At 46.1% G+C, this 24,676-nt stretch carries 28 protein-coding genes; 17 read left to right on the top strand and 11 right to left on the bottom strand.

From position 1 onward, the window contains the following. Positions 1-25: 25 nt before the first annotated feature. Entirely contained in the window at positions 26-619 is a 594-nt protein-coding gene (locus AXG56_RS00740) for a flavodoxin family protein (RefSeq protein WP_008634615.1), read from the bottom strand. Positions 620-1,043: 424 nt separating this feature from the next. On the opposite strand from AXG56_RS00740, the gene sigI reads away from it, so the two are divergent. From sigI to AXG56_RS00760, 4 genes are all read left to right on the top strand, one after another. Further along, positions 1,044-1,784 carry an RNA polymerase sigma factor SigI gene (gene sigI / locus AXG56_RS00745; protein WP_008634616.1) on the top strand — a complete coding sequence of 247 codons (741 nt, stop codon included), beginning with the start codon at positions 1,044-1,046 and terminating at the stop codon, positions 1,782-1,784. After that, positions 1,781-2,941, top strand: coding sequence for an anti-sigma factor domain-containing protein (locus AXG56_RS00750; RefSeq protein WP_062512801.1), 1,161 nt, complete (start codon positions 1,781-1,783; stop codon positions 2,939-2,941). Before sigI ends, AXG56_RS00750 begins: the two co-directional genes overlap by 4 nt. 72 nt (positions 2,942-3,013) lie before the next feature. Then, the gene (locus tag AXG56_RS00755; protein ID WP_008634618.1) at positions 3,014-3,409 is read left to right on the top strand and encodes a DUF1499 domain-containing protein; all 396 of its coding nucleotides are present in this window, start codon (positions 3,014-3,016) and stop codon (positions 3,407-3,409) included. Continuing rightward, on the top strand, positions 3,406-4,827 hold the full coding sequence (locus AXG56_RS00760; RefSeq protein WP_008634619.1) for an NAD(P)/FAD-dependent oxidoreductase: 1,422 nt from the start codon (positions 3,406-3,408) through the stop codon (positions 4,825-4,827). The genes AXG56_RS00755 and AXG56_RS00760 overlap by 4 nt, the downstream gene beginning before the upstream one ends. Before the next feature lie 75 nt (positions 4,828-4,902). Here AXG56_RS00760 and AXG56_RS00765 read toward each other — a convergent pair whose 3' ends face one another. Then, positions 4,903-5,505 (bottom strand): TetR/AcrR family transcriptional regulator, encoded by a 603-nt coding sequence (locus AXG56_RS00765; protein WP_008634620.1) that lies wholly within the window; start codon positions 5,503-5,505, stop codon positions 4,903-4,905. 158 nt (positions 5,506-5,663) lie between these two features. Between AXG56_RS00765 and AXG56_RS00770 the strand changes: the two genes are divergently transcribed. Continuing rightward, positions 5,664-7,211, top strand: coding sequence for a GNAT family N-acetyltransferase (locus AXG56_RS00770; RefSeq protein WP_008634622.1), 1,548 nt, complete (start codon positions 5,664-5,666; stop codon positions 7,209-7,211). A 41-nt stretch (positions 7,212-7,252) separates the two neighbouring features. Here the strand turns inward: AXG56_RS00770 and AXG56_RS00775 are convergent, their stop codons facing one another. Continuing rightward, entirely contained in the window at positions 7,253-7,486 is a 234-nt protein-coding gene (locus AXG56_RS00775) for a YhdB family protein (protein WP_008634626.1), read from the bottom strand. A gap of 186 nt (positions 7,487-7,672) precedes the next feature. Here AXG56_RS00775 and AXG56_RS00780 point away from each other — a divergent pair, with 186 nt between their 5' ends. The 6 genes from AXG56_RS00780 (at position 7,673) to AXG56_RS00805 (ending at position 12,787) form a co-directional block, all read left to right on the top strand. Next, positions 7,673-8,140 (top strand): hypothetical protein, encoded by a 468-nt coding sequence (locus AXG56_RS00780; protein ID WP_062512803.1) that lies wholly within the window; start codon positions 7,673-7,675, stop codon positions 8,138-8,140. Positions 8,141-8,252: 112 nt separating this feature from the next. Continuing rightward, positions 8,253-8,798 (top strand): YhcN/YlaJ family sporulation lipoprotein, encoded by a 546-nt coding sequence (locus tag AXG56_RS00785; protein ID WP_008634629.1) that lies wholly within the window; start codon positions 8,253-8,255, stop codon positions 8,796-8,798. A 224-nt stretch (positions 8,799-9,022) separates the two neighbouring features. Beyond that, on the top strand, positions 9,023-10,432 hold the full coding sequence (locus AXG56_RS00790; RefSeq protein WP_062512805.1) for a SpoVR family protein: 1,410 nt from the start codon (positions 9,023-9,025) through the stop codon (positions 10,430-10,432). Positions 10,433-10,447: 15 nt separating this feature from the next. Continuing rightward, on the top strand, positions 10,448-11,167 hold the full coding sequence (locus AXG56_RS00795) for a hypothetical protein (protein ID WP_062512807.1): 720 nt from the start codon (positions 10,448-10,450) through the stop codon (positions 11,165-11,167). A 169-nt stretch (positions 11,168-11,336) separates the two neighbouring features. Further along, entirely contained in the window at positions 11,337-12,227 is an 891-nt protein-coding gene (dat, locus tag AXG56_RS00800; RefSeq protein ID WP_062512809.1) for a D-amino-acid transaminase, read from the top strand. 113 nt (positions 12,228-12,340) lie between these two features. Further along, a complete protein-coding gene (locus tag AXG56_RS00805; protein WP_235601453.1) occupies positions 12,341-12,787 on the top strand; it encodes a hypothetical protein in 447 nt (148 codons plus the stop codon). A gap of 25 nt (positions 12,788-12,812) precedes the next feature. Here AXG56_RS00805 and AXG56_RS00810 read toward each other — a convergent pair whose 3' ends face one another. After that, the gene (locus AXG56_RS00810) at positions 12,813-13,448 is read right to left on the bottom strand and encodes a YitT family protein (protein ID WP_062512811.1); all 636 of its coding nucleotides are present in this window, start codon (positions 13,446-13,448) and stop codon (positions 12,813-12,815) included. A 133-nt stretch (positions 13,449-13,581) separates the two neighbouring features. Here AXG56_RS00810 and AXG56_RS00815 point away from each other — a divergent pair, with 133 nt between their 5' ends. After that, complete coding sequence (locus AXG56_RS00815) at positions 13,582-14,331, top strand: (S)-benzoin forming benzil reductase (protein WP_062512813.1); 750 nt, start codon at positions 13,582-13,584, stop codon at positions 14,329-14,331. Between the two features lie 37 nt (positions 14,332-14,368). On the opposite strand, the gene AXG56_RS00820 is transcribed toward AXG56_RS00815, so the two are convergent. The 3 genes from AXG56_RS00820 to AXG56_RS00830 form a co-directional block, all read right to left on the bottom strand. Continuing rightward, the gene (locus AXG56_RS00820; protein WP_062512815.1) at positions 14,369-15,346 is read right to left on the bottom strand and encodes a S66 peptidase family protein; all 978 of its coding nucleotides are present in this window, start codon (positions 15,344-15,346) and stop codon (positions 14,369-14,371) included. A 117-nt stretch (positions 15,347-15,463) separates the two neighbouring features. Beyond that, the gene (locus AXG56_RS00825) at positions 15,464-16,003 is read right to left on the bottom strand and encodes a dihydrofolate reductase family protein (protein WP_008634666.1); all 540 of its coding nucleotides are present in this window, start codon (positions 16,001-16,003) and stop codon (positions 15,464-15,466) included. A 94-nt stretch (positions 16,004-16,097) separates the two neighbouring features. After that, a complete protein-coding gene (locus AXG56_RS00830; protein ID WP_008634668.1) occupies positions 16,098-16,967 on the bottom strand; it encodes a DMT family transporter in 870 nt (289 codons plus the stop codon). A gap of 129 nt (positions 16,968-17,096) precedes the next feature. Between AXG56_RS00830 and AXG56_RS00835 the strand changes: the two genes are divergently transcribed. Together AXG56_RS00835 and AXG56_RS00840 are read left to right on the top strand one after the other, a co-directional pair. After that, positions 17,097-17,393: a hypothetical protein gene (locus tag AXG56_RS00835; protein WP_062512817.1), complete on the top strand. Its 297-nt coding sequence runs from the start codon at positions 17,097-17,099 to the stop codon at positions 17,391-17,393. A gap of 24 nt (positions 17,394-17,417) precedes the next feature. Continuing rightward, a complete protein-coding gene (locus AXG56_RS00840; RefSeq protein WP_062512818.1) occupies positions 17,418-17,984 on the top strand; it encodes a GNAT family N-acetyltransferase in 567 nt (188 codons plus the stop codon). Between the two features lie 29 nt (positions 17,985-18,013). Here AXG56_RS00840 and AXG56_RS00845 read toward each other — a convergent pair whose 3' ends face one another. Beyond that, on the bottom strand, positions 18,014-19,486 hold the full coding sequence (locus AXG56_RS00845; RefSeq protein WP_026578318.1) for a SulP family inorganic anion transporter: 1,473 nt from the start codon (positions 19,484-19,486) through the stop codon (positions 18,014-18,016). 241 nt (positions 19,487-19,727) lie between these two features. On the opposite strand from AXG56_RS00845, the gene AXG56_RS00850 reads away from it, so the two are divergent. Continuing rightward, on the top strand, positions 19,728-20,147 hold the full coding sequence (locus AXG56_RS00850; RefSeq protein WP_062512822.1) for a universal stress protein: 420 nt from the start codon (positions 19,728-19,730) through the stop codon (positions 20,145-20,147). 53 nt (positions 20,148-20,200) lie between these two features. On the opposite strand, the gene AXG56_RS00855 is transcribed toward AXG56_RS00850, so the two are convergent. The 3 genes from AXG56_RS00855 to AXG56_RS00865 form a co-directional block, all read right to left on the bottom strand. Further along, positions 20,201-21,838 carry an ABC transporter permease gene (locus tag AXG56_RS00855; protein WP_008634681.1) on the bottom strand — a complete coding sequence of 546 codons (1,638 nt, stop codon included), beginning with the start codon at positions 21,836-21,838 and terminating at the stop codon, positions 20,201-20,203. Continuing rightward, positions 21,831-22,553, bottom strand: a complete 723-nt coding sequence (locus AXG56_RS00860) for an ABC transporter ATP-binding protein (RefSeq protein WP_062512824.1) — start codon at positions 22,551-22,553, stop codon at positions 21,831-21,833. Before AXG56_RS00860 ends, AXG56_RS00855 begins: the two co-directional genes overlap by 8 nt. A 66-nt stretch (positions 22,554-22,619) precedes the next feature. Further along, positions 22,620-23,123, bottom strand: coding sequence for a GNAT family N-acetyltransferase (locus AXG56_RS00865; RefSeq protein WP_062512826.1), 504 nt, complete (start codon positions 23,121-23,123; stop codon positions 22,620-22,622). Between the two features lie 89 nt (positions 23,124-23,212). On the opposite strand from AXG56_RS00865, the gene AXG56_RS00870 reads away from it, so the two are divergent. Both AXG56_RS00870 and map read left to right on the top strand, forming a co-directional pair. After that, positions 23,213-23,767, top strand: a complete 555-nt coding sequence (locus AXG56_RS00870; protein ID WP_026578320.1) for a sugar O-acetyltransferase — start codon at positions 23,213-23,215, stop codon at positions 23,765-23,767. Between the two features lie 87 nt (positions 23,768-23,854). Further along, positions 23,855-24,610, top strand: a complete 756-nt coding sequence (gene map / locus AXG56_RS00875; protein WP_008634701.1) for a type I methionyl aminopeptidase — start codon at positions 23,855-23,857, stop codon at positions 24,608-24,610. Positions 24,611-24,676 lie beyond the last annotated feature (66 nt).

Below are 24,676 nucleotides of genomic sequence, written 5' to 3' on the forward strand. Positions count from 1 at the left end.
CCGGCTGTTCCTTTTTTCCGTGGAATTATTCCGCCGTTACCTGTTTTCTGATCCGGTTCCCTGTAACGGGAATCGGATGGAAGGTTAGTATTTCGGCGAAGTGTATGAGGTTATAAGTCATTTTGTCGATTTGGTCTTTGCTGTGATCGTGCTTTTGGCAGACGGCACTGGAGTGGGGAGGCAGGGTGAAACCTAGCATCGACAGATAGTACTGGATGGATTGAGCAGCGGCCTGGGATCCTCCGTAGCCGCCGTCGGCAATGATCGCTCCACCTACCTTATTGTAGAAGACCCCCTGGCCTTTCTGGTTCGTCATTTGATGGTAGCCTTGGAGTCTTTCAAGCACTAGGGAGGCAAGGCTGCTCTTGTCCCCCATTGTAATCGGTGTCCCAAGCAGGATGATATCTGCTTCTAAGATCTTCTCGAATATGAACGGCCAGTCTTCTTCCTGATCCAGCTTTTGGGTAATTCCGAATTCGATGTGGAAATCTCGAAGATGAATCCGTTCAACGTCAATTTTTTCTTTTTGGAAAATCCGTGCCGCTGCATCAAGGAGCTGCTCCGTGTCGGTTTCTTTGCTGCCTTTTTCCAAACTGCAATTCAAGAGTATCGCTCTCATAAAGTGATTCCTCCTTTCTATGAGTCGTTTTTTTTGTTATGTCCGATATAGATACACTTAAGATATAACCCAGTTCTTCCACAGATAAACCAACTGTTAAGTCGTGTTCAAGGATGGAAATGGCGATGCCAGGCTGTGCATTCCTTTCTTCACATGGATGATAATGGAGTGGATTGGGTACAAAGGACTTATTTTTTGAAATGTTTATTTAACAAAATGTAAACCAGATGTGGTGGAACGTCATACACTTATTCAGTAAAATGGTCATGCTTGCTTACAATACTTTTTTACCTGCCTGACGAACGGCATACTTCAGAAACACCGGTTGATACAAAGCTGTAACATAATTGAAATAAAAATGGTTTGAGACACCCAGAAAAGACACAAATAAGACGAAAATAGTAGTAGCTGGAGGTGATAAAGGTTGATCAAACGTCTTTTTTCCAAAAATGACGACACCTCCCTGGATGAACAAGTAGCTTCGGCTAAGCAGGGGGATGACGAAGCGCGGAACGAAATGCTTAAACAGTATCAACCTTTCATCGCCAAAAGTGTTTCTGAAGTATGCAAGAGATATATCGACCCTGCGAGAGATGATGAATTCAGTATCGGACTGCTTGCGTTCAACGAAGCGATCCAGTCGTATTCGTGTGATAAGGGAAGCTCCTTCCTCTCTTTCGCCCGTCTCGTTATTAAACGAAAAGTTATTGATCATATCCGTAATGAACAGAAAAGGATTTCCGTAACTTCGTTGGATGAAGACTTTCACGACGACGAACAGATGGAGAATCCTATCGAGATCTCAGCGGCCAAAGATCGGTACATTCTAGAGACAGAGGCGTGGCATCGAAAGGAAGAAATCCTGGAATTCAAAGCAGAATTGAAGAAATACAAACTTTCCTTCGATGAACTGATCGACGTGTCGCCGAAGCACCGGGATGCCAGAGAATCAGCAGTCCAGGTCGCACGACTCGTCTTCGAAGATGAGCATTTGAGAAACCAGGTCATTGTGAAAGGCCGACTGCCTATCAAAGACCTCGTGCATCAAGTCGACGTCAGCAAGAAAACGTTGGAAAGGAACCGTAAATTCATCATCGCACTCGTACTCATATTGAACGGGGATTACATTTATCTCAAAGATTATCTGAAAGGGGTGGGTATGTGAGAAAAGGTATTGTCATGGAGCAGAGCAAACGTTACATGATTGTCATGACAAAAGATGGCCAGTTCCATCGTGCTCATAAAATGGCTGGCGCTGAGATCGGAATGGAAGTCCAATTCTCTGTAGTGGAACCTCGAAAGGGAATGGTTCTTTGGTCCTGTGTCAAGCGTCATAATCATATGAAAGTGGCCATTTTTGCTATTATTTTCCTTCTGGCGTTGTTTCCAGCCTATTCCTGGTACGGAAGCAATCAAGCGTATGCCTATATGAATATTGACATCAATCCGAGTGTGGAACTTGAATTGAATGACCACATGCAGGTGCTGGATATAACCCCTCAGAATGCAGAAGCGGAAGAGATTGTCGCTTCTCTTGGGGATTGGAAGAAGAGAGATGCCTCGGAAGTGACGTTTGATTTAATCAATAAAAGTCACGAAAAGGGGTATGTCAATGAAGCCAATCAAGTGTTGATTGGAATCAGTTATTTACAGTCTGAATATGATCATGATTATGCAGAAGAAATGGAAGAATACTTAACAGAGCAGGAAGAACATTTGTCTGTAGCGACTTTCCTTGTCCCTGACGATTTAAGGCGTCAGGCAGAGAAAGGCAAAGAGACGGTGAACGAACTGCTTGCCGATCGGTTGAGTGACGATTCTACAGAGGAAGAAGCAGAGACGCAGGCGGTAGCCATCGAAGATGACGATAAAGAAATTATTCAATCCTTTTATAACGACGATGAGTCTTCTGAAGGCAGCGAAGAGTCTGTTGTCCCTGTGGAAATCCCAGTACTTCCGAATGTAGAGAAGAAGAATCCTCATGCGACTTCTCCAACAGAACCGGAAGGGATGAATGCTGACAAACCATTGTCCGATCCCGCGCAACCGCAAGATCCCCCTGACGAAAAGGTGAAGGGGCGGGACATCAATCCGAATGTGCCGGAGAAGGAAAGAACAGAACCTTCGGTGGAACATCGGAAGGATAAAGACAAATCTACAGAGCGGAAACAAGGGAAAGCGGATCGTCCGGAAGGTAATCCTGAGAAGCCGGAGAAAGACGACCATGATCCTGCACCTGAAACGGACAAATTGAAAAAACAAAAAAAAGAAGAGAAAAGTAAGGACCCGGCTCCTAACAACCGGAACGATGAACACTCCTGATCTATACAGGAGTGTTTTTTTCTTTGGATTTGAGTGAATATATAGGTAACTGCTGGAAAAGGAGGAAGACGAATGAAGGATTCTTACATTGGTGTGAAAAGCGGACGGCTTTCGGCATGCCCGGATAAGCCGAACTGTGTTTCCACCCAGGCGGATCAGGAAGAGAAACGGATGAGTCCGCTGCCGTTCACCCGTGATTTAGAGACATCAAAAAAACATATCATGAATGTCCTTGGGGATATGGACCGGACGAAGGTGGAAATAGAGGAGGACCACTACATTCATACGGTTGTAACTACCAAGGTATTAAAGTTCAAGGATGACGTGGAATTTTACTTCGATCCGGATGAACGTGTCATCCATTTCCGCTCTGCATCGAGGGTCGGGTACTCAGACTTCGGTGTCAATAAGAAACGGATGCAGGAGATATCAAAGAAATATGAGCAGGTAAGGAGACAGGAGTTATGACATTCGATTATCAGGTTGCGGTCATCGGTGGAGGGTCCGGTGGATTAACGGTAGCTGCAGGTGCAGCGAACTTCGGAGCTGATGTCGCTTTGATCGAGAGGAAGACAGAGCTTGGAGGAGATTGTCTACATTACGGCTGTATGCCGTCGAAAGCATTGATCCAGGCAGCCAAAGAGGTCTACGACCATTCCCGTTTCAAAGAACTCACACCGAATGAGTATGATCGTCTTTTCAAAAAGGTGATGGACCGTGTGTCCGAAGCGGTGGAGGACGTACAGCAGCATGATTCCAAAGAACGATTCATCGATCTCGGCATTGATATATTTGAAGCAGAGGCTGCGTTTGAAGATGAACATACTCTGCGCGTGGGAGATCGGAAAATAACGGCCAAGCGTTTTGTCATCGCCACCGGGTCTTCACCGGCCGTTCCACCGATAGACGGGTTGCATGCGGTGGACTATCTGACGAACGAGACCATTTTCTCCCTTAAGACACGGCCGGATTCTCTAGTCGTGATCGGTGGTGGGGTAATCGGCGCCGAGCTGGCACAAGCTATGAGCCGTCTCGGTATTGATGTTACCATCATCGAAGGTGCGGATCAGATTTTGTCCAAAGAGGACAAAGAAATCTCCCAAACAGCCTGCAGGATCATGGAGGAAGAATTGACCGTCCTTACCGGCGCAAAGATTGAGCGTGTGGAGCAGGCAGATGGAAAAACGATTGTGCATTACAGGAAAGACGGCCGGACCCTCAGGGTTGAGTCCGAAGCGCTTTTGGTTGCTGCAGGTCGACAAGCGAATATAGAGAAGCTCAGTCTGCCTAAAGCGGGAGTGAATGTAGTGGAAGGACACATAGATGTGGATCATGCAATGAGAACCTCTGCCAAGCATATCTATGCCGTCGGCGACTGCAATGGCTCGATGCCGTTTACCCACGTCGCAGGGATGGAAGGGAAGCTTGCCGTCTCGAATGCCGTGTTGGGACTTTCGCGGAAAGCATCGTATGCGAAGGTGCCGTGGGTCGTCTATACCGATCCGGAAATATACCATTTGGGACTTACAGAATCGGAAGCAAAAGAACAATATGGAGATAAACTTTTGACGTTTAAAATGAAACTGGCCGACAACGATCGGTTTATGGCCGAGCGCAGAAAAGACGGCCTTGTTAAAATTTTGACTACGGAGAGTGGTAAGATCGTCGGTGCCCATGCCATCGGTGCCGGTGCCGGGGAGTGGATGCAGGAAGTAGGGACGGTTCAGGCACTGAACAAGAAGTTCCAGTCCATTTCTAATGTTCTCCACCCTTATCCGGCACGGAATAACGTCGTTTCACAGACGGCGGATCTATATTGGAGAGAGAAGCTGTTCGGCAGCCGCATCAACGATGTCATCCGCTGGTATGTAAGAAAACTGCGTTAATGAATTTCCTCTTATTAGGATGAATTTAAAAAGGAAGAAACGCCGGCGATGCCGGGTCTCTTCCTTTTGTTACTTTTATAGGTGATCCTTGTCCATTCCTGCTAAACCATAAAAAAACAAGTCCGACCATTCTTCACTGAGCGATTCAGGAGAAGCGGTGAAGAAGTCAGCATTCGTCCGCAGTGCTTTGTAGTACATATCGATATAGAGCAGGATGGACTGGAAGGAAAGGCTGGCACGGACGGATCCTTCCGCTTTCCCCTGTTCAATCAACTCCGTCAGGATCGGTATCGTTTCCCGGGCTGTAAAACGGTCGACCCAATCTTTCAGCTCAGGATGACTGCCGGTCACTGCTTGCAGGAAATCCTGGTGCAGATGCAGCATGTTCTCTTTTTTGTCTTGTAAAAGTTTGTGGATTTTATCACGAAACGATTGGTCGGTGTTCTGAACGGTAGCACGGAATTGTTCGGTTTGATCCTTTATAAACATTTGGACAGCTTCGAATAAGAGCTCGTCTTTGCCGCCAAAATAATTGTAAATCGTTACTTGAGATACTTGGGCTTTCGCTGCAATTTCTTTAATACTCACCTTCTGAACTCCGGATTCGCTGAATAAACGGAGGGCGGTATGGAGGATTGCCTGTTTCTTTCGTTCTTTTCGTTTTTCAAAGCCATTCATTCGCTACACCTCTTCCCATCCATCATACATGAGGTTTTGAAACGGTTCAATTCAATGGTTTCATTTATTTATCTTCAACGCTTCCAGACTAGACAGGAGTTATGTCTGTTGAGTACGATTAAGTGGACAAGAGATCGATTAGAAAGGGACGATATACGATGTCGAAGGAGTTAGACCTGACCCAATACGAGAAGAAAATTATCGTAAGAACGATGCAGGAAAAAGATATAGAGCAGATTTTTGAATTGCAGCAGGTGTGTTTCCCAGGGATGGATCCGTGGAAGCGGGAGCATTTGGAAAGCCATTTGAAGCATTTTCCTGAAGGACAGTTTGTCGTCGAATACGAGGGGAAAATCATCGGGAGCTGTTCCAGTCTGATTGTCAATTTCGATGAATATGACGATAAACATACGTGGGATGATATTACGGATGAAGGGTATATCACCAATCACGACCCTGATGGATATAACTTATATGGAATTGAAGTAATGGTCCATCCGGAGTACCGTGGGATGAAAATCGGCCGCAGACTTTATGAGGCACGTAAAGACCTGGCCAGAGAGCTCAACTTGAAAAGTATTATTATCGGAGGGAGAATTCCGAATTATCACCAGTATGAAAATGAGCTGAGTCCGAGAGAGTACGTAGAAGAAGTAAGGAATCAGAACATTTACGACCCGGTCCTCACTTTCCAGGTGATGAATGGTTTTACGGTTATGCGGATCAATCCTGACTACCTTCCGGATGACAGAGCTTCCATGAAATATGCGACGTTGATGGAATGGAACAATATTGATTACCGTGCCAGAACAAAACGTTATTTCAAGACAAGTCACCCGGTTCGGATCATGGTCATTCAATACATGATGAAAAATATTGATTCCTTCGAGGAGTTCGCTAAGCAATGTGAATATTACGTTGATGTTGCAGCGGATTACGGCTCGGATTTCGCCGTATTTCCAGAGATATTCACGACACAGTTGATGTCATTCCTGGAAGAAAAGGTGCCTTCCAAAGCTGTCCGCAAACTGAGTGAATTCACGGAAGATTATATTGAAATGTTCACCGACTTGGCGGTGAAATACAATGTTAATATTATCGGCGGCTCGCATTTCGTCGAAGAAGATGAACAGATCTACAATATATCGTACCTGTTCCGCAGGGATGGAACGATTGAAAAGCAGTATAAAATTCACGTAACGCCGAATGAACGGACGTGGTGGGGTATCCAGCCGGGAGATGCCATCAAGGTGTTCGATACCGATTGTGGAAAGATTGCCATTCAGATCTGTTACGACATCCAATTTCCTGAATTGGCGCGTTATGCCGTTGATCAGGGTGCGAATATTATTTTTGTTCCATTTTGTACGGATGACCGCCAGGGATATTTACGAGTCCGTTACTGTGCGCAGGCACGTGCCGTTGAGAATCAGGTTTACACCGTCATTGCAGGGACAGTCGGAAACTTGACGCAGGTGGAGAACATGGATATTCAATATGCCCAGTCTGGTATCTTCACACCATCAGATTTTGAATTTGCACGTGATGGCATTATCGGGGAATGTAACGCCAATGTAGAGACGGTTGTCGTCGGTGATGTTGATTTAGAGATTCTGCGCCGACAGCGAAAGTCCGGGACGGTCCGTCAGCTTCGGGATCGCAGGCGCGACCTGTTCCGATTGGAGTATAATGTGGAAACAGAATAAGGTAAGAAGAAAGCTCTCCGGATTTCTCCGGAGAGCTTTCTTTATATGGTGAAACTCGGCTCCAGCGTCTTCGTCTGGGCGTGGTCGATATAACTCAATAACGCTTCATGGGCTTCGAGCATTTCACTTTGATCACTCGGGTAATAACAGGAATGCAGGAATGATTCGATCTTTTTTGATAAGAACTGGTCTCGTGTGCGGACCATCAAAACAAGTAAGTCATCCCATTGTCCCCAAATCATGAAGTGAAGTGCTTTGTCATAATCGTAATTCATGATGGACACATCCTCTGTTTAATGAAGCTTACGATTATTATCTCCTGTCCGGGAGTGTTAACTCGAGTGAGTTCGTCACATTTATGGGAATGCCGACACATTGTTACGTATTTCTTCCGCAAAATAAAGCGAAATTTGTTATGATGGAGTGGAAAAGTTTTGCTGTGATGGGGGAGAGTCGGGTAAATGAATAATCGAGTAATGCTGTACATAAACACAGGAATCACCGCTTTATTCGTCATCAGTCTGTTCATAAGTTTTGCAACGATGGAAGCGGAAGGAACGCACCAGACATGGGTGACGATTACGGAATGTGTTGGAGGTGCTTCCATACTATTGGCGGGTATTTCTTTGGTTTACTTAAAAGATGAGCACCGTTTCGTGCCATTATCTATATTGTATTTTTTTGCCCCATGGCTTTTGTATGCACTCGGGCATGAGATCGGTTTCGATGCATCGACACCTTACGTCTGGGCCTGGTTTATCGGTTTGTACCTTCTGTTGATTGCGGGCTTCATCCTGATCCGCATGCTTTATTTTAAAATGCACGGTGTTTATCAATTAATTCCGGCAGTCCTTCTATTTGTGAACGGAATCCTGCTGGTTTACCTTCTTTTTCTTCAACTATGGTGGCTGCTGCCATTCGGTTCTTAAGCCGACCCCCGGTCTTCTTCGGAAGGCCGGGTTTTTTTGCCTCTGTTTGCTGTCGCATATTTAGAAGGTACCCACACATACTACCCATAAATCCATGGAAGGAGGTAGACGCATGAAAATAAAAGCACTTGCTATCGGACTGTTGGCAGCAACGTCGCTTGTAGCCTGTCAAGCAGAACAGGAAGCGAGAGATAACGATGCCAATTATGACGGTGTTCAGAACACAAGGTTTGAACGCTCCGCCGACAATATGTATGAAGAAGGTAACAATGCCAATCAGTATGACAATGACCGCGGAATGCAGCATAATACGAATTACCATGTAGCTAAAGATGCAGCAAACCGTATCGAGAAAAATGTCAAAGGCGTCAAGAATGTTTATGTGTTGAAAACACGTGACAATGCCTATGTAGCGGCAGAGCTTGATAATCCAACCGGAGACAAGAACGAAGTTTCCGATGAAATGGAGAAGCAGATCAAAAAAGCGGTGAAGGATTCGGATCAGGATATTAACAATGTCTATATTTCCACGAATCCGGACTTCGTTGATTTGACGAACAACTATGTACAGGATGTAGAAAACGGACAACCTGTACGTGGTTTCTTCCGTGAATTCGGAGAAATGGTTGACCGGGTTTTCCCGGACCAACGCTCGTAAGCAAAACCCCAAGGCCCTTCGTGGGTCTTGGGCATTCTTTTTTTGCATAGGGGCGGGTCCTCTAAATTTTCACTGCAGTCTGAAAGAGCAGGATATACTCCTGTACATAGAAACTTAAAACAGATAGAAGGATGCGTGTCGATGTTCTAACTTGGCTCATTCCTTCATGTTCACGGTCCCCCTTTCATATAGTTAAGTAAGCGAAATTGAAGGAGGGGGCATCTTTGAAGCCAGATGACCAAAAAAAACTGGAATATGCCATCAGGGAAATAACAGAGATTGCTAAAGGTTTCGGACTGGATTTCTATCCGATGCGGTATGAGGTCTGTCCTGATGATATCATTTATACATTCGGCGCATACGGCATGCCGACGCGATTCTCTCATTGGAGCTTTGGTAAGCAGTACTATAAAATGAAGCTTCAGTATGATTTAGGACTGAGTAAAATATATGAACTTGTCATTAATTCGAATCCCTGCTACGCGTTTCTGCTCAATTCCAACAGCCTGATCCAGAACAAGTTGATTGTTGCCCACGTTCTTGCACACTGTGACTTCTTCAAAAATAACGCCAGGTTTCAGAATACGAAGAGGGATATGGTCGAGAGCATGGCGGCAACGGCCGAAAGGATTGCTGCATACGACCGATTATATGGTAAGGAAGAAGTGGAATCTTTCCTGGATGCTGTTCTGGCTATACAGGAACATATCGATCCTTCGCTCGTAAGGCCGAAACTCGCCTGGTCTTTGGATGAAGAGGAAAGTGAAGAGAAGGCCCCGCGTACGGTTTACGATGATCTGTGGAAAATGGATGAATCTTCCTCTGAAGAGCAGCCAGCCTTCCGTAAGAAAAAGAAGTTTCCGCCTCGTCCAGAAAAGGACTTGCTGTTGTTTATTGAACAATACAGCAGGGATCTCGAGGACTGGCAGCGGGATATTCTGACGATGATGCGTGAAGAAATGCTCTATTTCTGGCCTCAACTGGAAACGAAAATTATGAACGAAGGGTGGGCGTCCTTCTGGCATGCCCGTATTATCAGAGAAATGGACCTGACAAGTGACGAAGCGATTGAATTCGCCAAGTTGAATGCCAGTGTTGTCCAGCCGTCGAAGACACAGTTGAACCCTTATTACCTCGGACTGAAAATTTTTGAAGACATAGAAGAGCGTTATAATAATCCGACAGCAGAAATGAGGAAACACGGTATTGAGCCCGGAAGCGGTCGAGAGAAGATGTACGAAGTACGGGAGATCGAGTCCGATCAGAGCTTCATCCGGAACTATTTAACGAAGGAATTGGTGCGTCAGGAGGATTTATATCTTTTTCAAAAGCAGGGACAGAAATATAAAATAACCGATAAAGATCATGAATCGATAAGAGATCAGCTCGTAACGATGCGTGTCAATGGAGGGTTTCCTTATCTTACCGTCCAGGACGGTGATTATATGAAGAGCGGCGAGTTATATATTAAGCATCATTTTGAAGAGGTGGAGCTGGATGTTGGGTACTTGGAGAAGACGCTCCCATACATTCATCAGCTCTGGGGCCGCCCTGTCCATATGGAAACACTCATAGAAGGACGGGACGTCGTGTTCAGCTATGGAGGAAAAAAGATTCAAAAGAAATACTTGTAAGTACCGGACGGCCCTGTGAAAGGGCCGTCGTTTTTTTACATAAGAGACTTCCAAACGACAGCATCTGATCCGACGCTTGGGGAAAGCGGGTTCAAGGAGGAGGATGCCGTCGGATTTTCACGTTCAACGATCGCTCTATCAGAAGGGTTTCTCTGCTATAATGGCGGTAAACGTTACCATTCGGGGGAGGCGTGGAATTTGAAACGTGTTCGTTTGGCGATTGCAGGTCTCGTTGTCCTTCTGATCATCTGCTGTTTCTTTTATTTCGATAATCGTAAGTTAAATCAATTGGCTGGTGATGAGTTGTATCCTATGGCAGGCGAACCTACACAGCATCCACAGCCGCTGACAGCGTCGTCGGTAGATATAGGGAATACGGGAATCCACGTAACGAGACTGTACAGTACCAATGCTTCTAAAGGGCTTTTTATGGGCATCTGGTATGGAAAGGGTAATAATAAAATGAATGCTGCTGAAAACGACTGGCTGATGGAAGACGGGGAAATCGATTTTCTTGTACAGGCCGTGGATACGAACGGAACAACCTTCAACGGTGAAATGAATGGTGTGATCCGAGGCACTTTCTCCACATTCCGGTATGTGAAGTTCGATGATTTCCATTATGATGATGAACTGGAGTCCATCACCCTCGCTTTCTACCCATTGATGGAAGGGGAGGAAGGAAAGGAGCCCTATCCCCATGCGTGGCTGGAAACATCGATTCCGGTAGAGTAACGAGCAAGGAATGGCTTCCTCCTGCATAGGTTAGTTTAAGACGGAGGACGGAGACGGACTGGTATCGGAAATGCTGTTTGTGCAAATATTTCGTAAATAATGTCCCTAACTTCTCTGTTTTCTGATACACTATTCGTTAATCGATATTAGGAGTGGAGGATGCTTATTCATGACGATTTATGACCATGTTTTGACAGAAGGCGGCTTTGTTGACCAGAACGATCTGCGTTACCCGTTTGAGGAACGGGGACTCCAATTCGGAGACGGCATCTACGAAGTCATCCGGGTTTACAACGGGACCAGTTATTTAATTCAGGAACATGTCGAGAGGCTGTACCGCTCAGCGGCGGCTGTTAAGATCAATGTTCCTTTTTCCAAAGAAGACATGTACCACAAGATGGAAGAGCTGCTTCATAAGAACGGGATCGACGGGGATGCCAAAATCTATCTTCAGATCACACGCGGATCTGCTCCACGCGACCACGTCTTTCCTTTAAATACAAATGCGAATCTTTATGCTTATGTGAAAGATCTTCCGCGTCCGGAGGCATTCCTTCGTGAGGGTGTATCAGCTGTAACACAGGAGGACGTAAGGTGGGATTGGTGCTACATTAAGAGCCTCAACCTGCTTCCGAACGTCCTTGCCAAGCAGGCGGCAAAAGAACAAAACTGTTACGAAGCCATTCTCCATAAACAGGGAGAAGTGACCGAGTGCAGTTCATCGAATATCTATTTGGTAAAAGATGGGAGCGTGTACACGCATCCGGCTAAGAAGAACATCCTTCATGGGTGTGTACGTATGCGAGTAGAGGCATTCTGCAGTGAGGAGGGCGTTTCTTTCATCGAGCAGGCGTTCCAGGTGGAAGACATATGGAATGCGGATGAAGTATTTCTTTCCAGCAGTACCTCAGAGGTGATGCCAGTCATCCAGGTTGATGGAAAACAGGTAGGGAACGGTGTGCCCGGGACCGTTACACGTACGCTTCAGAAGAAATATGAAGAAGATGCAAAGCTTTCTGCAGACGCATCTCTATTCTCCAGCGAAGTCGCAGCAGAATAGAAGTGGAACCCGCCCGGCATGAACCGGGCGGGTTTTTCGTGTGCGCTGGTTTCACGGGGCTCCCTTTCTTTTTCTATGGTATGCTATAATGCTTAATGAAATCTTCGGAGGGAGTGAGCGATTTGGCAGACGTCAAAATCGAAATGACGAAAGAACAATATGAAACGCTTGTGGAAGCGGTATTTCTTGGAACATGGATGGTTAACTCAACGAAGATGGAACTGGACGAAGCGTTTGAAGATGTTCGGGAACTTGTTCTATCTAAATATAAAGAAGCCGGATTAGAAGACCGTATCGTTTATCAGGATGCCATGGATATACATGACCTCGATGTGGATTATGAGTCTAAGCTGCTTGATACGCATGTGGAGGATTATGATGAATTCAGTTTCTGGGACAAGCTTGTGGAGAAGCTTACTGAAAAGGAATGGACAGAGAAGTATGGACCGATGGAAGGTTCTATGAATGAAGAGCAAATGATGAAGCGTCTGGAGATCGAGGAGAAGATCGGGCAGAAGCTTGAAGAAACTGGAGTAACGAAGCTTTCATTTGATAAGTAACGGACAAAAAGCGTGAGGCACGGCGTCACGCTTTTTGTTTCTCTTTTTTATTTGATTTCGTCCACATGCCCGCAACGGGTCGTGCGAGCGGGAAGGACCATTGAATAAACGGCCCGAGAAGGATGGCTACAAGTAATGTTCCGATACCGACCGGCGCTCCTAACAGGAAGCCGATCAAAGCCATTCCCGATTCGGTGAATATCCGGACGGTACTCTTTGATTGATTGGTCCTTTCGTTCATAATCATCATGAAATGATCGAGGGGGATTCTTGGGAATGGTGTACGCAGGTAAAAAGCGATTCCGACAGCGGTGGCGAACAAACCGAGCGAGAAGGTTCCCCATTGGCTCCACCATGCTTCCAATTCAACGTCGGCAAGCATCCCGTAAAGAAAGATATCGAGCGTGCGGCCGCGTATAATGATTGGAATCAGCGATTCATATTGCGGCCGCTTTTTCTCCAGTTTGGCATTAATGAGAAGTAGTATGATGAATGCCGCAATCATGACGCTCCCGACAGTCACAGGCAGGTGCATCGATAAACCTACTGCGATACTGTCCCCGGGACCGACACCAAGACCAGAACGGATAATCAATGCCAGGCCGAGACTGGAAACGATCAGCCCTGCTGCATAGATGATAAACAATAAAAAGTATTTCATGGTCGTCTCCTTTGGCAAGATTCAAATGGACTGCGTATATCATATCGCTACCGGTGGGGGATGTAAAGCGATGCTGTATGGAGTGGTTTCGTCCTATAACGGGAACAGAAAAAAGAAAAGGAGGAGAAGATGAATGAACTATGCAATTATTACCGGTGCTTCACGTGGTCTCGGAGAAGCGATAGCCGAGCAGTTGATGGATCAACAGGTATCTATACTTTCCTTATCTCGAACTTCTAATGAAGCGTTGAAACAGAGAGCAAAGGAGAAAGGGGTCTCTTTTTACCACGTTGCCTGTGATTTAAGTGAAGCAGAAGATACAGAAAGAGCGGTGGCGCGTGCATCCGAAATTGTCTTCCGACCGGATACGGATTACATCTACCTTGTAAATAATGCCGGTGTCGTAGAACCCATCGAGACGGTAGGTCAGTTGGACCCTGATTCGATTTCCAAGCATATTCGAATAAACGTAACGGCACCGATGGTCCTCACTAATCATTTTTTGAAGGAAGCGAACAGCCGCAGCATACAGATGGGAATCATCAATATTACTTCCGGAGCGGCAGAGAAAACGATTCATGGTTGGAGTGTGTACAGCAGTTCGAAAGCAGCACTGAATAAGTTTACAGAGACACTGGCACTTGAGCAGAAAGATCGTACGCATACCATTATTTCCTTTAGTCCAGGCGTCATGGATACGGAGATGCAGGGCGATATCCGCTCATCATCCAAGGATGCTTTTGCTGATGTAGAAAAATTTAAAAAGCTGAAGGAAGAAGGCGGGCTGAGGTCACCGGAAGAGGTGGCCGCTGTCCTGATGAAACTGCTTGGGGATAAAAGTATAGAAAATGGGAAAGTATATCGGCTTTACGATCTAATTTAAAACGAAATCCGCCCTTTGGAGGGCGGATTTCGTTTTATTAATGCTTTAGAATTTCAATGCACGGGCTCTCATTGGAAGTGGAGATCCGTACACGTCCGCCGATTGGGAAGGTGAACATAGGCGTCGTATGACCGAAGCTTGCTCCGGCAATAATCGGTATGTGGTCGAGTTCCCGTTTGGAGCGGATGATGGCTGTAAGCTGTTCGTCTGTGATGTCTGAAACTTCCTGAAACTTTCCGAATACGATCCCCTGCACTTTATCAAAACCTGGTTGATGGAGCAGGGACTGCAAATCCCGATCGAATGTCCCTGCGTTCGTGAGTTTGTCATCTTCCAGAAATAAAACCGTGCCTTCCAGTGCCGGCATATACTCTGTTCCTTGGAGGAGGTTGAGCGTGCAGAGATTTCCCCCCAGGGATATCCCTTCTGCTTCGCCTTCATTCAGAACGATACAGCCCGGATTCGGATGAAACGTTCTGTCTTCCTGATTTATGTACCATAAATCATCGCTCCAATGATCAGCAGGTGTGATGCTGATGGGTTTATCTGATGTCATCATATCAATGAAATGCTTGAAGGTGTATGCCGTCCCGCTTTTCATTCCGAACGTTGAAAAGTGGGGACCATTGTAGGTGACAAGACCTGTCTGTTTATAAATACTGCTGGAAAGAGCCGTAATATCAGAGTATCCGCAAAAAATCTTCGGATTTCTACCGATCAACTCATAATCGATGTAGCGGAGCAGCTGATTGCTGTCATAACCGCCGAGAGTCGTCCACACTGCTTTCACTGCCGGGTCGAGAAACGCTTCGTGCAGGTCCGATATGCGATGTTCAATAGGATTCGAGTGCAGAGATCTGTGCTCATCTGCATAAGTGCTGAAGGTCACGATAAATCCTGCGTCGGTCATCCGTTGTACAGCTAACTGCTTTTGATCCTCCGCTACAATAGCCAGCGATTCGGCAGGGGAAATCACACGTATTTCATCCCCTTGCTTCAATTTTTCAGGAAACATAGTCCAAGCCCTCTCTTTCTTTTGAAATTACTCAACTATATCAAATAGGGAAGAAAGAGTCTAGATAAATTTGGAAAATGGGGAGAATAGAAGAGTGCAGCCGTAAAGAAGATGTGCCTACTTCTCCGTGGCAGTATTTCTGCGCGCATAGGTGACAAGCAGCATACCATCAGGATAGTGCTTCACGTCTTTGGTCATCAACTCTTCTTCGTGCTCATTATCGAGAAACAGTCGAATGCCTCTGCCAATTAACGTCGGCTGGATGGCTATTTGAAATTCGTCGATCAAGCCGGCACCAATGAAGTGATGAATCAACTGGGCGCCACCGACCACCCATATGTTGCGGTCCTGCTCCTTCGACATAATTTGAATGAAAGGAACAATCTGCTCCGGTTCTAAATACGTCGCAAAATGATCATGACCTTGTCTGTGATCGCTGACCACATAAACATCCTTTGACTTGTAAGGGAACTCATCCGTCAATTCGAAAATATGGTCATACGTTTTCCGACCGAGAATGATGGTATCGATCGTTTGGAGAAACGCTTCATATCCGTAATCTTCATCGGTATCACTCCAGAGCCAGTCAATGCTCCCGTCCTCTCTTGCAATATATCCATCCAACGACTGGGCGATGTAAAGGATCACTTTTCCCATATCAGGTCCTCCTTCTTAATCGTACTTCAGACTAATCATAAAGAAAAAAGAGGCGAAAGAAAAGAAGCGCCCATTCACATGGACGCTTTCTTCTTCAGGCTTGTTCTGTTTTCTTTGCTTCTTTATTATTACGCAGGAACATGTACAGAGAAGCACCGAAGATGACGACATAGCCGATCACACTCAGAATATCAGGTATTTGTCCGAAGAGCAGAATGCTGATAAGGGCCGAGTACACCACTGTTGAATAGAAGAAAATAGAGATTTCTCTTGCTGGTGCGAACTTGTAAGCAATAGTCAGTCCGAACTGTCCGAGGGTAGCAAATAACCCGGCAGAGAGCAGGTAAACCCATTGTTTAACCGTCATCGGCTCATAGAACGCGATGGTAAACGGCAGAAGAATGACGGTGGTGAAGAAAGAGAAATAGAAAACGATCGTGTAGAATTTTTCTCTGTCTCCAAGCACACGAAGCAGCGTATAGGCACCTGCCGCAAATACTGCCGACAGCACCCCGGAGACATAGGGAATGAACTCTACCGAAAACTGTGGCTTAATAATAAACAAGGTTCCTACGAATGCGATAATAACAGCAATGATCTGATAAAGACGAGCTTTCTCTTTCAAGAAAATCGCTGAAAAAATGATCAGAAGAAAGGGACTCAATTTATTAAGCATGTCCGCATCCGAAAGGACCAGATGATCGATCGCATAAAAGTAAAGAACGATACCGATTGCTCCTAAGGTGGATCGGGAAAGCAGAAGCACCTGGTTCTCCTTCTTGCCAAAGAGCCGCTCTTTATTGTAAAGAACGAAACCGAATGCGATGACGGCAGAAACCAGATTACGGAATAATGTCTTTTGAACGGTGGGCACATCTCCTGACAGCTTGACAAATGCAGCCATCATGGAAAAGCCGAATGCTGATATCAATAATAGGATGATTCCTTTGTTTCGATTACTCATGATGGGTGACCTCCTGTTGTTCTTAGGATATACAAAAAAACACCTTTTCCATCCTAATACAAATTTCCTGCGAAGAAAAGGGAGAACACTCAAGCCCTGTTCTTTAGAAAAGAATGAGGTATACTAAAAGTGAATAAGGAAAGGACGGTTCTTATGATTTGTTCCCATCCGGTTTATTGGAAAGAGCGGAAGATCGAGAATAACAGACAAGTTTATATAGAGCATGAAGCGGTGCTCGAGCTGTTCGAAGACAGAGTCCAGGCTCCTGATGAACAATTCACCATAGATCAAATCCACGATGTTTCCTATAGAGGATTGTCGGAGACGTATGGTTTCTTCTATTTACACACGATTAAGGGTGTGCGGACGTTTATCGTCAAAGAGACGCCCCTGCACTGGATCGAGGCATTCCGGACGTGCAGGTGACATGAGTGATAGGAAGGGATATATGTGCGATCGGTAATAGAGAGTAAACGAATATATTTCAGAGAAGTGGAAGAGGGGGACTGGCCGGCCTTCTACCCGTTTGCTTCCAATGAAGAAGCGGTTCGCTATCAGCCGTGGGGGCCTAATACTCCGGAGGACTGCCAGTTTTTCGTCCGCCAGGTAATGTATGACCGGCAGCAAAGGCATCGCAGTCGCTTCGTTTTCGTTATTGTGAGCAGGCAGGATGGTGTGATTCTCGGTAATATGGAATTGAATATAAGGGACTGGGATGGTGTCGGGGAAATAGGGTTCATCATTAATCCTGATTATTGGGGAAAAGGGTACGCCACGGAGGCCGTACACCTTATCTTGGATTATAGTTTCGGTCTATGCGGTTTGCATCGAATTGCAGCGGTTTCCTGTCCGGAAAATAAGGCATGCATCCGAGTTCTGGAAAAAGCGAAGATGGTTAGAGAAGGCCTCTTGAGGAAGGATCTTTTCATTAAGGGGAAATGGATGGATTCTTGTGTTTACAGTATGTTAAAGGAAGAGTGGGAACAAGGAAAAAGAAGCGCAGAGCCTGCGAATTAGGCTTCCTGCGCTTCTTTGTTTACTTATGATTAATGATTAGACGCCGATGCGCCGGGTTTGTCGTACACAGCAAGGCGTTCTACGAGTTTGGAACTGTCCTTGTTAAGTCCGACAACGGAAACGTCTTTTTCATGTTCTCTGAATTTGATGACAAGCTTGTCAACGGCTCCGACTGCGGAATCATCCCACAGATGGGCGTTTGTAAAGTCTATTTCTACGTGATCCGCATCGACGGTGTAGTCGAATTGCTTAATTAAGTTCTCGGTAGAAGCAAAGAACACCTGTCCGCTGACACGGTACACGATTTTCTGTGCCCCCTCATCCAAGGAACGTTCGACATGTACTTTAGATATTTTAGCAGCGAAGAAAATCGCGCTCAAAAGTACACCCGCAAGGACGCCGCGTGATAAATCGTGCGTCATGACGACAGTACCGACTGTAATGACCATCACGGCTGTATCGGTAATCGGTGCCTTATGAAATTTAGTTAAGGAAGACCAGTCGAAGGTTCCGACCGAAACCATGATCATAACACCTACGAGCACAGCCATCGGTATTTGTACAAGCAGATCGTTAAATACGATGATCAGCAGCATCATGAAGATGCCGGCAACTAAAGTAGACAATCGTCCACGTCCGCCGGAAGAGACGTTGATGACAGATTGGCCAATCATCGCACAACCGGCCATACCACCGAAAAGGCCGGAGACAACGTTAGCGACCCCTTGGCCGCGAGCTTCTTTGTTCTTATCGCTTTCCGTGTCTGTCATATCGTCAACGATTTGAGCAGTAAGCAGGGACTCTAGCAACCCGACGAAGGCTAAAGCCAGGGAAATCGGAAAGATGATCTGTAATGTCTCAAACGTCAACGGAATGTCAGGCAGTAGGAAAACGGGGAGGGTACTGGACAATTCCCCCATGTCTCCTACCGTTTTAAGTCCTGTCCCTGTTGTAATGGCGATGATTGTCATCACGATGATGGCAACGAGCGGGGACGGCACAGCTTTTGTGAACCTGGGCAGAATATAGATGATAGCCAGTGAACCTGCAACCATCGCATACATCGCCAACCCTGCTCCTTCAAAGTGAACGAGCTGAGAGGAGAAAATAAGGATGGCCAGTGCATTCACAAATCCGACCATGACGGAGCGCGGAATAAAGCGCATGAACCGGCCGATTTTCAGAACACCAAGCAGAAACTGCAGGATACCTGTCAGGATTGTGGCGGCAAGCAGATACTCGAGTCCGTAATCTTTGACCAGAGTAACCATCAAAACAGCCATCGCACCTGTAGCAGCGGATATCATCCCGGGACGTCCGCCGATGAATGCGATGACGACAGCGATACAGAAGGAAGCGTACAAACCTACCATGGGGTCGACTCCAGCTATGATAGAGAATGCGATTGCCTCAGGGATGAGCGCCATAGCGACGACCAAGCCTGAGAGCACATCGTTTTTTACGTTTCCAAACCATTGTTGTTTAATTGTAAGAGTGTTCAATCGTACACCTCTTTCCTTGTTATTTGAACTGTCCATGACAGTCCTTCATTCCGGCAAGAACGATGAGATTATAACACTTATTCCAGATGAAACATAATGCGATGTAAGCGTGAAAATCCTGTTCATGCGCTTATATTCTTATCTTTACTCTTTTATTCTCTGTTTTTCGCAATTCGGATAGTGGAGTGAATATAGGTGGAAACAATCATGGTAGAATAAGGATAAGAAGGGGGGAGGAACCATGTTCGCGAAGATATTAGTTGCTGCTGACGGATCCAAGCACTCGTTCCGGGCTGCAGAAAAAGCGGGGGAGATTGCAGCAATGCAGGAAGATGCGGAGGTGACCGTTCTTTACGTAGTGGATAAAGAGAAAGCGAAGTCGGATGTGTTAAATGCTGGTGACAAGGAGACAATCGATCAAAGGAGAAAGGAAAGGCTTCAACCTGTGGAAGCTATTTATAAGGAAAAAGAGGTCCCTTTTCAAACGGTCATCTGCCATGGGGACCCTGGTCCGACTATCGTAACCTACGCTAACACGGAAGCCTTCGACCTCCTTGTTATCGGGAGCCGGGGATTGAATACTTTGCAGGAAATGGTGCTGGGAAGTGTGAGCCATAAAGTAGCGAAGCGTGCCGACTGCCCTGTCATGATCGTCAAATGAAGAGAAAGGCTGTTTCAGTAATAAAAGGCATGGGGAGTCCCCATGCCTTTTGATCAGCTGATTTTATGATACTTCTCTCTGACCATTTTATTTAATAGGAGATGGCCGAGGGTAATTAAGAGTAATAGGAAAGCAAGTACGATTCCGGTAGTCATCCAAAGTCCTTCCAGGCTGCTGTGCCACAGGAAGAAGATGAACAATCCGAATAGGACTGCTTCGACAGCGAGAGGTACAATCGTAATGAACCGGCCCTTGAATACTTCCCGTTCATCTGTCCAATTCAATTTCGGACTGTACAGGTCGATCAGCATTCCCCCGATGCCGGCAAGCCAGCTCATAGCCAGGGAAAGAAGGAACCAGATCCCCCAGATAAGCAGTGGAACTTTGAGTACGATCAGCGCCCCGGCACTGATAATGACCAACGTGAGCAGGTTCATCGTAAAGGAAGTCCACAGCTTACTGAAGATGACAAGCTTTGGCTGGATGGGTAAGTATAAATGATTAAACCAGCTCTTCCCGTCCCGGGAGATAGAAGAAAAGGAAGCTGGATTAACTCCAAGAGCAATGACAGCTACACCAAATGTCCCCAGTATGGCTTTTTTACCGGGAATATCAGCTAACTGTTGGCCGAAGCCGGCCATCGGACCATTCATATCCATTAGAAGGATGACGATCAAAAACACAGGAAAGAACAGGCTCTGCACGAAAATCTGTGTAAAGAACGTCGGTGTCCGAAAGATGACCCGCATCTCTTTCTGCCATAAACGAAGAAGAAGTGGACGTCTTTGCAGGCTTTTATCAAAATCTTCGGATTGGAAAGTGCTGCGTCTTCCCCCGGATAGTCCAAGCACCCCGCGGAAGTAAAGTTTCTGACCTATGGAAGCGAATAGAATGACAGCGGCGATCGCCAAGGCAATCATCAGCAGCAGGTAAAGGATTCCTCCCACACTGGCAGGTTCTGTAAGGGCGATACTGCTGAAATAAGCAGTCGGAACGAATTTCGTTACCATTTCCAGAAGGCCGTTCTGCTCAAGGAGCAGAGCAGCTATGTCGCTGTTTGTCCCACCATCCATACGGATAAGGACATTGATACCGATAGCAAATACAAAACCAAGCATTCCGACGATGATTTTCGTGCGGTCTTTGTTCTTAGAAATATTAGCGAAACGCATGATGAACATGACCAGTATCGACGTCACGACGAACGGAATGATCGGTGTAATCACCCACATGATGATGGAAAAAAAGTAATAAAGCACGCCGGCTCCGCTGTTCAATCCGTAAAAGATTAACGAAGGCAGCAGCAAAGCTGTATTTAATAAGTATAAAGAAAGAAAAGGGACAGCCGATTTCCCAAACAGGATTTGATATGGCTGTAAAGGAAGAGGAATAAAGGATTCAACGTCTTCCGCAAAATAAAATGAACTCAGAACCGTCCCAATGCTTAAGAAAAAGAACAAAATCGTCATCAACACAAATAAAAGTCCGAGAATAAGATTTTCCATACCGAGCGGCTCAAAGGCGGTGTACATATTGCCTATGATACCGTTGAGAAAATAAAGGATCATTAATCCGAAGGGGATGAGTGCAATAACGAGAAAACCGTAGCCCAGCTTTTCACTATTGCTCTTCCCCTGCATGGAGAGCTGCATTTTCAACATGGCTTTCGTCAGGATCCACGCTTTATTCATTTTCCGTCAACTCCAGGAACAGCCTTTCCAGGTTGTCATCTTCTTTGAACTGCTGCCGCATTTCCGTCATATTGCCTTGGAACTGGACATGGCCGTTATGTATAATAGCTACCTCATCACAAAGCTGCTCCACCACTTCTAAGACGTGTGTCGAGAAGAAGACGATCTTCCCTCTGGCGGCATGGTCACGCATCAGCTCTTTCAATGTATAAGCGGACTTTGGATCGAGTCCTGTCAAAGGTTCATCCAGAATCCACACATCCGGGTCGTGCAGCAGCACGCCGGTGACGACTATTTTCTGCTTCATCCCATGAGAGTAGGTTTGAATATGGTCATTCAGTGCATTATAAATACCAAAGCTTTTTGTAAGTTCATCGATTCTCCGGCGTCGTAAATCCTCTGGAACATCGAAAATATCGGCAATGAAGTTCAAGTATTCGATTCCTTTCAGGCGGAGAAATATATCAGAGCGGTCCGGAACATATCCGAAGAGGCGCTTCGCTTTCATTGGATCTTTTGATATATCAACCCCGTTCAGGGTAATGCTCCCATCATCGATCGGAAGAATACCTGTCATCATTTTAATAGTCGTCGATTTGCCGGCGCCGTTTGGTCCTAAAAATCCGAAGATCTTCCCGTCAGGAATGGAGAGGTCCAGTTCCCGGACCGCCTGTTTGCCGGCGAAGCTCTTGGATATCCGGTTGATTTCTATCATATTTATCTACTCCTTTTATCAACAAGTTCTCACTACATGTACGGTCGAGGGCCGGGAAACGTTTCATTATGTAAGGAAGCACTCCATATGCTCTTCATCAAGGTACCGTTTCTCCAGTTTGACCGCATGTTTCTCCGTACCGTATGTCTTGAATCCAACCTTGGCGTAAAGTCTTTTTGCTGCTTTGTTTTCTGTGACGACGGAAAGGTGAAGCAGTTCGATGCGGATGGCTTTGGCGAATTGCATCACTTCGTTCATCAGCATTTCCCCACCGCCCGATCCGCGGATGGAAGGTGTGACATACATGGCTACGATATTTGCTTTATGTAAGTACTTTGGATGCGTTTCTTTGACAAGGGTGACAACTCCGGACAGTTTTCCGTCTGAGAAAAGTCCGAATGTCCTGGAAAGATCGTTGTCCAGTCTATCTGCCGTTGTTGGAATAGGGTCCGGTCGCTGTTTCTCCTGGACGTAGGTGGTGAGGAAAGCGTCCGGGTTTGTCAGCAGTGCTTCGAGTCGGAGTTCATAATAGTCCGCTGCATCTTTCCCGTTCAGTTCTCTAACTTGCATCGAATCCCCCCTTAGTAGTGGTTCCTAGACTAGCGGAAAACTATGGTAAAGTAAAGAAAGAAATGGAAACCTATGACGGAGGTGCGAGAATGACGGAAAAAGAAAAGATGTTAGCTGGAGAATTATACGAATCGTGGGATGATCAACTCGTTGTGGAGCGGTCGCGGGCGAGGCAGCTCACCTACGCGTTGAACCATACGAAAGAGTCTGAATCCCATTATAGGAATCAATTGCTGCACGACCTTTTCGGATCCATTGAAGGAGAAATGAGCCTGGAGCCGCCGTTCCATTGTGATTACGGCTCCAACATCCACGTCGGGGACGGTTTCTTTGCAAATTTTGGGTGTATCTTTCTGGATGTATGCGCGATTACAATTGGAAAAAGGGTACTGCTTGGCCCGCAGGTGCAGATTTATACCGCTACCCACCCGATGGACAGAAAAACAAGAGCAAGCGGGCTGGAATCGGGGAAGCCGGTCACCATTGGAGATGATGTATGGATTGGTGGTAATGCCGTCATCTGTCCCGGGGTTACAATCGGTGATAATGTCATAATTGGTGCCGGCGCTGTCGTAACGAAAGACGTCCCTTCCGATGTTTTCATTGGAGGAAACCCTGCGTCTATCATTAAAGAAGTGGAATAAGGGCTAAGGGTGGTCGTTCTTTCATTTTTTCGTTATCATACTATATGGTGAACACATACGTAAGAAGATAGAAAGGGTTGAACCTAAATGATTAAACGTAAGAGTCGGAGAGAAATTGAGAAGATGCACGAAGCTGGTAAACTGTTGGCAAGTGTGCATGAACGTCTACGCAGCTTCATCAAGCCGGGCGTAACGACGATGGAAATTGAACAATTCGTAGAGAAATACTTGGCGGAACACGGAGCGACAGGGGAACAGAAAGGGTACCAAGGGTATGAATTCACAACATGTGCTTCCATTAATGATGAAATCTGCCATGGATTCCCTCGCACCGAGAAATTAAATGCCGGCGATATCGTAACGATTGATATGGTCGTAAACTTGAACGGCTACCTTGCTGACTCTGCCTGGACGCACGCGGTTGGAGAAATCAGTGAGGATGCCCGTAAGCTGATGGATGTAACGAAAACGTCCCTTTATAAGGGGATTGAGCAGGCAGTGCCGGGTAACCGCATTGGAGATATCGGTCATGCCATTCAAAGTTACGCAGAAGGAGAAGGGTATTCTGTCGTCCGTGACTTTACTGGACACGGCATTGGTGAATCCATTCACGAAGACCCATATATCCCTCACTTCGGAGCTGCCGGTAAAGGGGCACGTTTGAAAGATGGTATGGTCATTACGATTGAACCGATGATCAATATTGGTGGATGGGCAAGCCAGATGGATGAAAACAACTGGACAGCACGCACCGTAGACGGATCCTTGTCTGCTCAGTACGAGCATACCATTGCGATTACGAAAGATGGTCCAATCATCTTAACAGAGCAAAGCGAAGAATAAAGAAAAAGCCCGGCAATGGATGCCGGGCTTTTTCGTATAAAAAAACTCCCCGGAAAGGGGAGTTTA

This window comes from Halobacillus sp. KGW1, from assembly GCF_001592845.1.
In the GTDB taxonomy this organism is placed as follows: Bacteria; Bacillota; Bacilli; order Bacillales; family Halobacillaceae; genus Halobacillus.

Excerpts from the sequence above, each read along its gene's own strand:
- AXG56_RS00740 (WP_008634615.1), bottom strand. The coding sequence starts at position 619 with ATGAGAGCGATACTCTTGAATTGCAGTTTGGAAAAAGGCAGCAAAGAA.
- AXG56_RS00755 (WP_008634618.1), top strand. The coding sequence starts at position 3,014 with ATGAAGGATTCTTACATTGGTGTGAAAAGCGGACGGCTTTCGGCATGC.
- AXG56_RS00760 (WP_008634619.1), top strand. The coding sequence starts at position 3,406 with ATGACATTCGATTATCAGGTTGCGGTCATCGGTGGAGGGTCCGGTGGA.
- AXG56_RS00765 (WP_008634620.1), bottom strand. The coding sequence starts at position 5,505 with ATGAATGGCTTTGAAAAACGAAAAGAACGAAAGAAACAGGCAATCCTC.
- AXG56_RS00770 (WP_008634622.1), top strand. The coding sequence starts at position 5,664 with ATGTCGAAGGAGTTAGACCTGACCCAATACGAGAAGAAAATTATCGTA.
- AXG56_RS00775 (WP_008634626.1), bottom strand. The coding sequence starts at position 7,486 with ATGAATTACGATTATGACAAAGCACTTCACTTCATGATTTGGGGACAA.
- AXG56_RS00780 (WP_062512803.1), top strand. The coding sequence starts at position 7,673 with ATGAATAATCGAGTAATGCTGTACATAAACACAGGAATCACCGCTTTA.
- AXG56_RS00785 (WP_008634629.1), top strand. The coding sequence starts at position 8,253 with ATGAAAATAAAAGCACTTGCTATCGGACTGTTGGCAGCAACGTCGCTT.
- dat (WP_062512809.1), top strand. The coding sequence starts at position 11,337 with ATGACGATTTATGACCATGTTTTGACAGAAGGCGGCTTTGTTGACCAG.
- AXG56_RS00810 (WP_062512811.1), bottom strand. The coding sequence starts at position 13,448 with ATGAAATACTTTTTATTGTTTATCATCTATGCAGCAGGGCTGATCGTT.
- AXG56_RS00815 (WP_062512813.1), top strand. The coding sequence starts at position 13,582 with ATGAACTATGCAATTATTACCGGTGCTTCACGTGGTCTCGGAGAAGCG.
- AXG56_RS00820 (WP_062512815.1), bottom strand. The coding sequence starts at position 15,346 with ATGTTTCCTGAAAAATTGAAGCAAGGGGATGAAATACGTGTGATTTCC.
- AXG56_RS00825 (WP_008634666.1), bottom strand. The coding sequence starts at position 16,003 with ATGGGAAAAGTGATCCTTTACATCGCCCAGTCGTTGGATGGATATATT.
- AXG56_RS00830 (WP_008634668.1), bottom strand. The coding sequence starts at position 16,967 with ATGAGTAATCGAAACAAAGGAATCATCCTATTATTGATATCAGCATTC.
- AXG56_RS00850 (WP_062512822.1), top strand. The coding sequence starts at position 19,728 with ATGTTCGCGAAGATATTAGTTGCTGCTGACGGATCCAAGCACTCGTTC.
- AXG56_RS00855 (WP_008634681.1), bottom strand. The coding sequence starts at position 21,838 with ATGAATAAAGCGTGGATCCTGACGAAAGCCATGTTGAAAATGCAGCTC.
- AXG56_RS00860 (WP_062512824.1), bottom strand. The coding sequence starts at position 22,553 with ATGATAGAAATCAACCGGATATCCAAGAGCTTCGCCGGCAAACAGGCG.
- AXG56_RS00865 (WP_062512826.1), bottom strand. The coding sequence starts at position 23,123 with ATGCAAGTTAGAGAACTGAACGGGAAAGATGCAGCGGACTATTATGAA.
- AXG56_RS00870 (WP_026578320.1), top strand. The coding sequence starts at position 23,213 with ATGACGGAAAAAGAAAAGATGTTAGCTGGAGAATTATACGAATCGTGG.
- map (WP_008634701.1), top strand. The coding sequence starts at position 23,855 with ATGATTAAACGTAAGAGTCGGAGAGAAATTGAGAAGATGCACGAAGCT.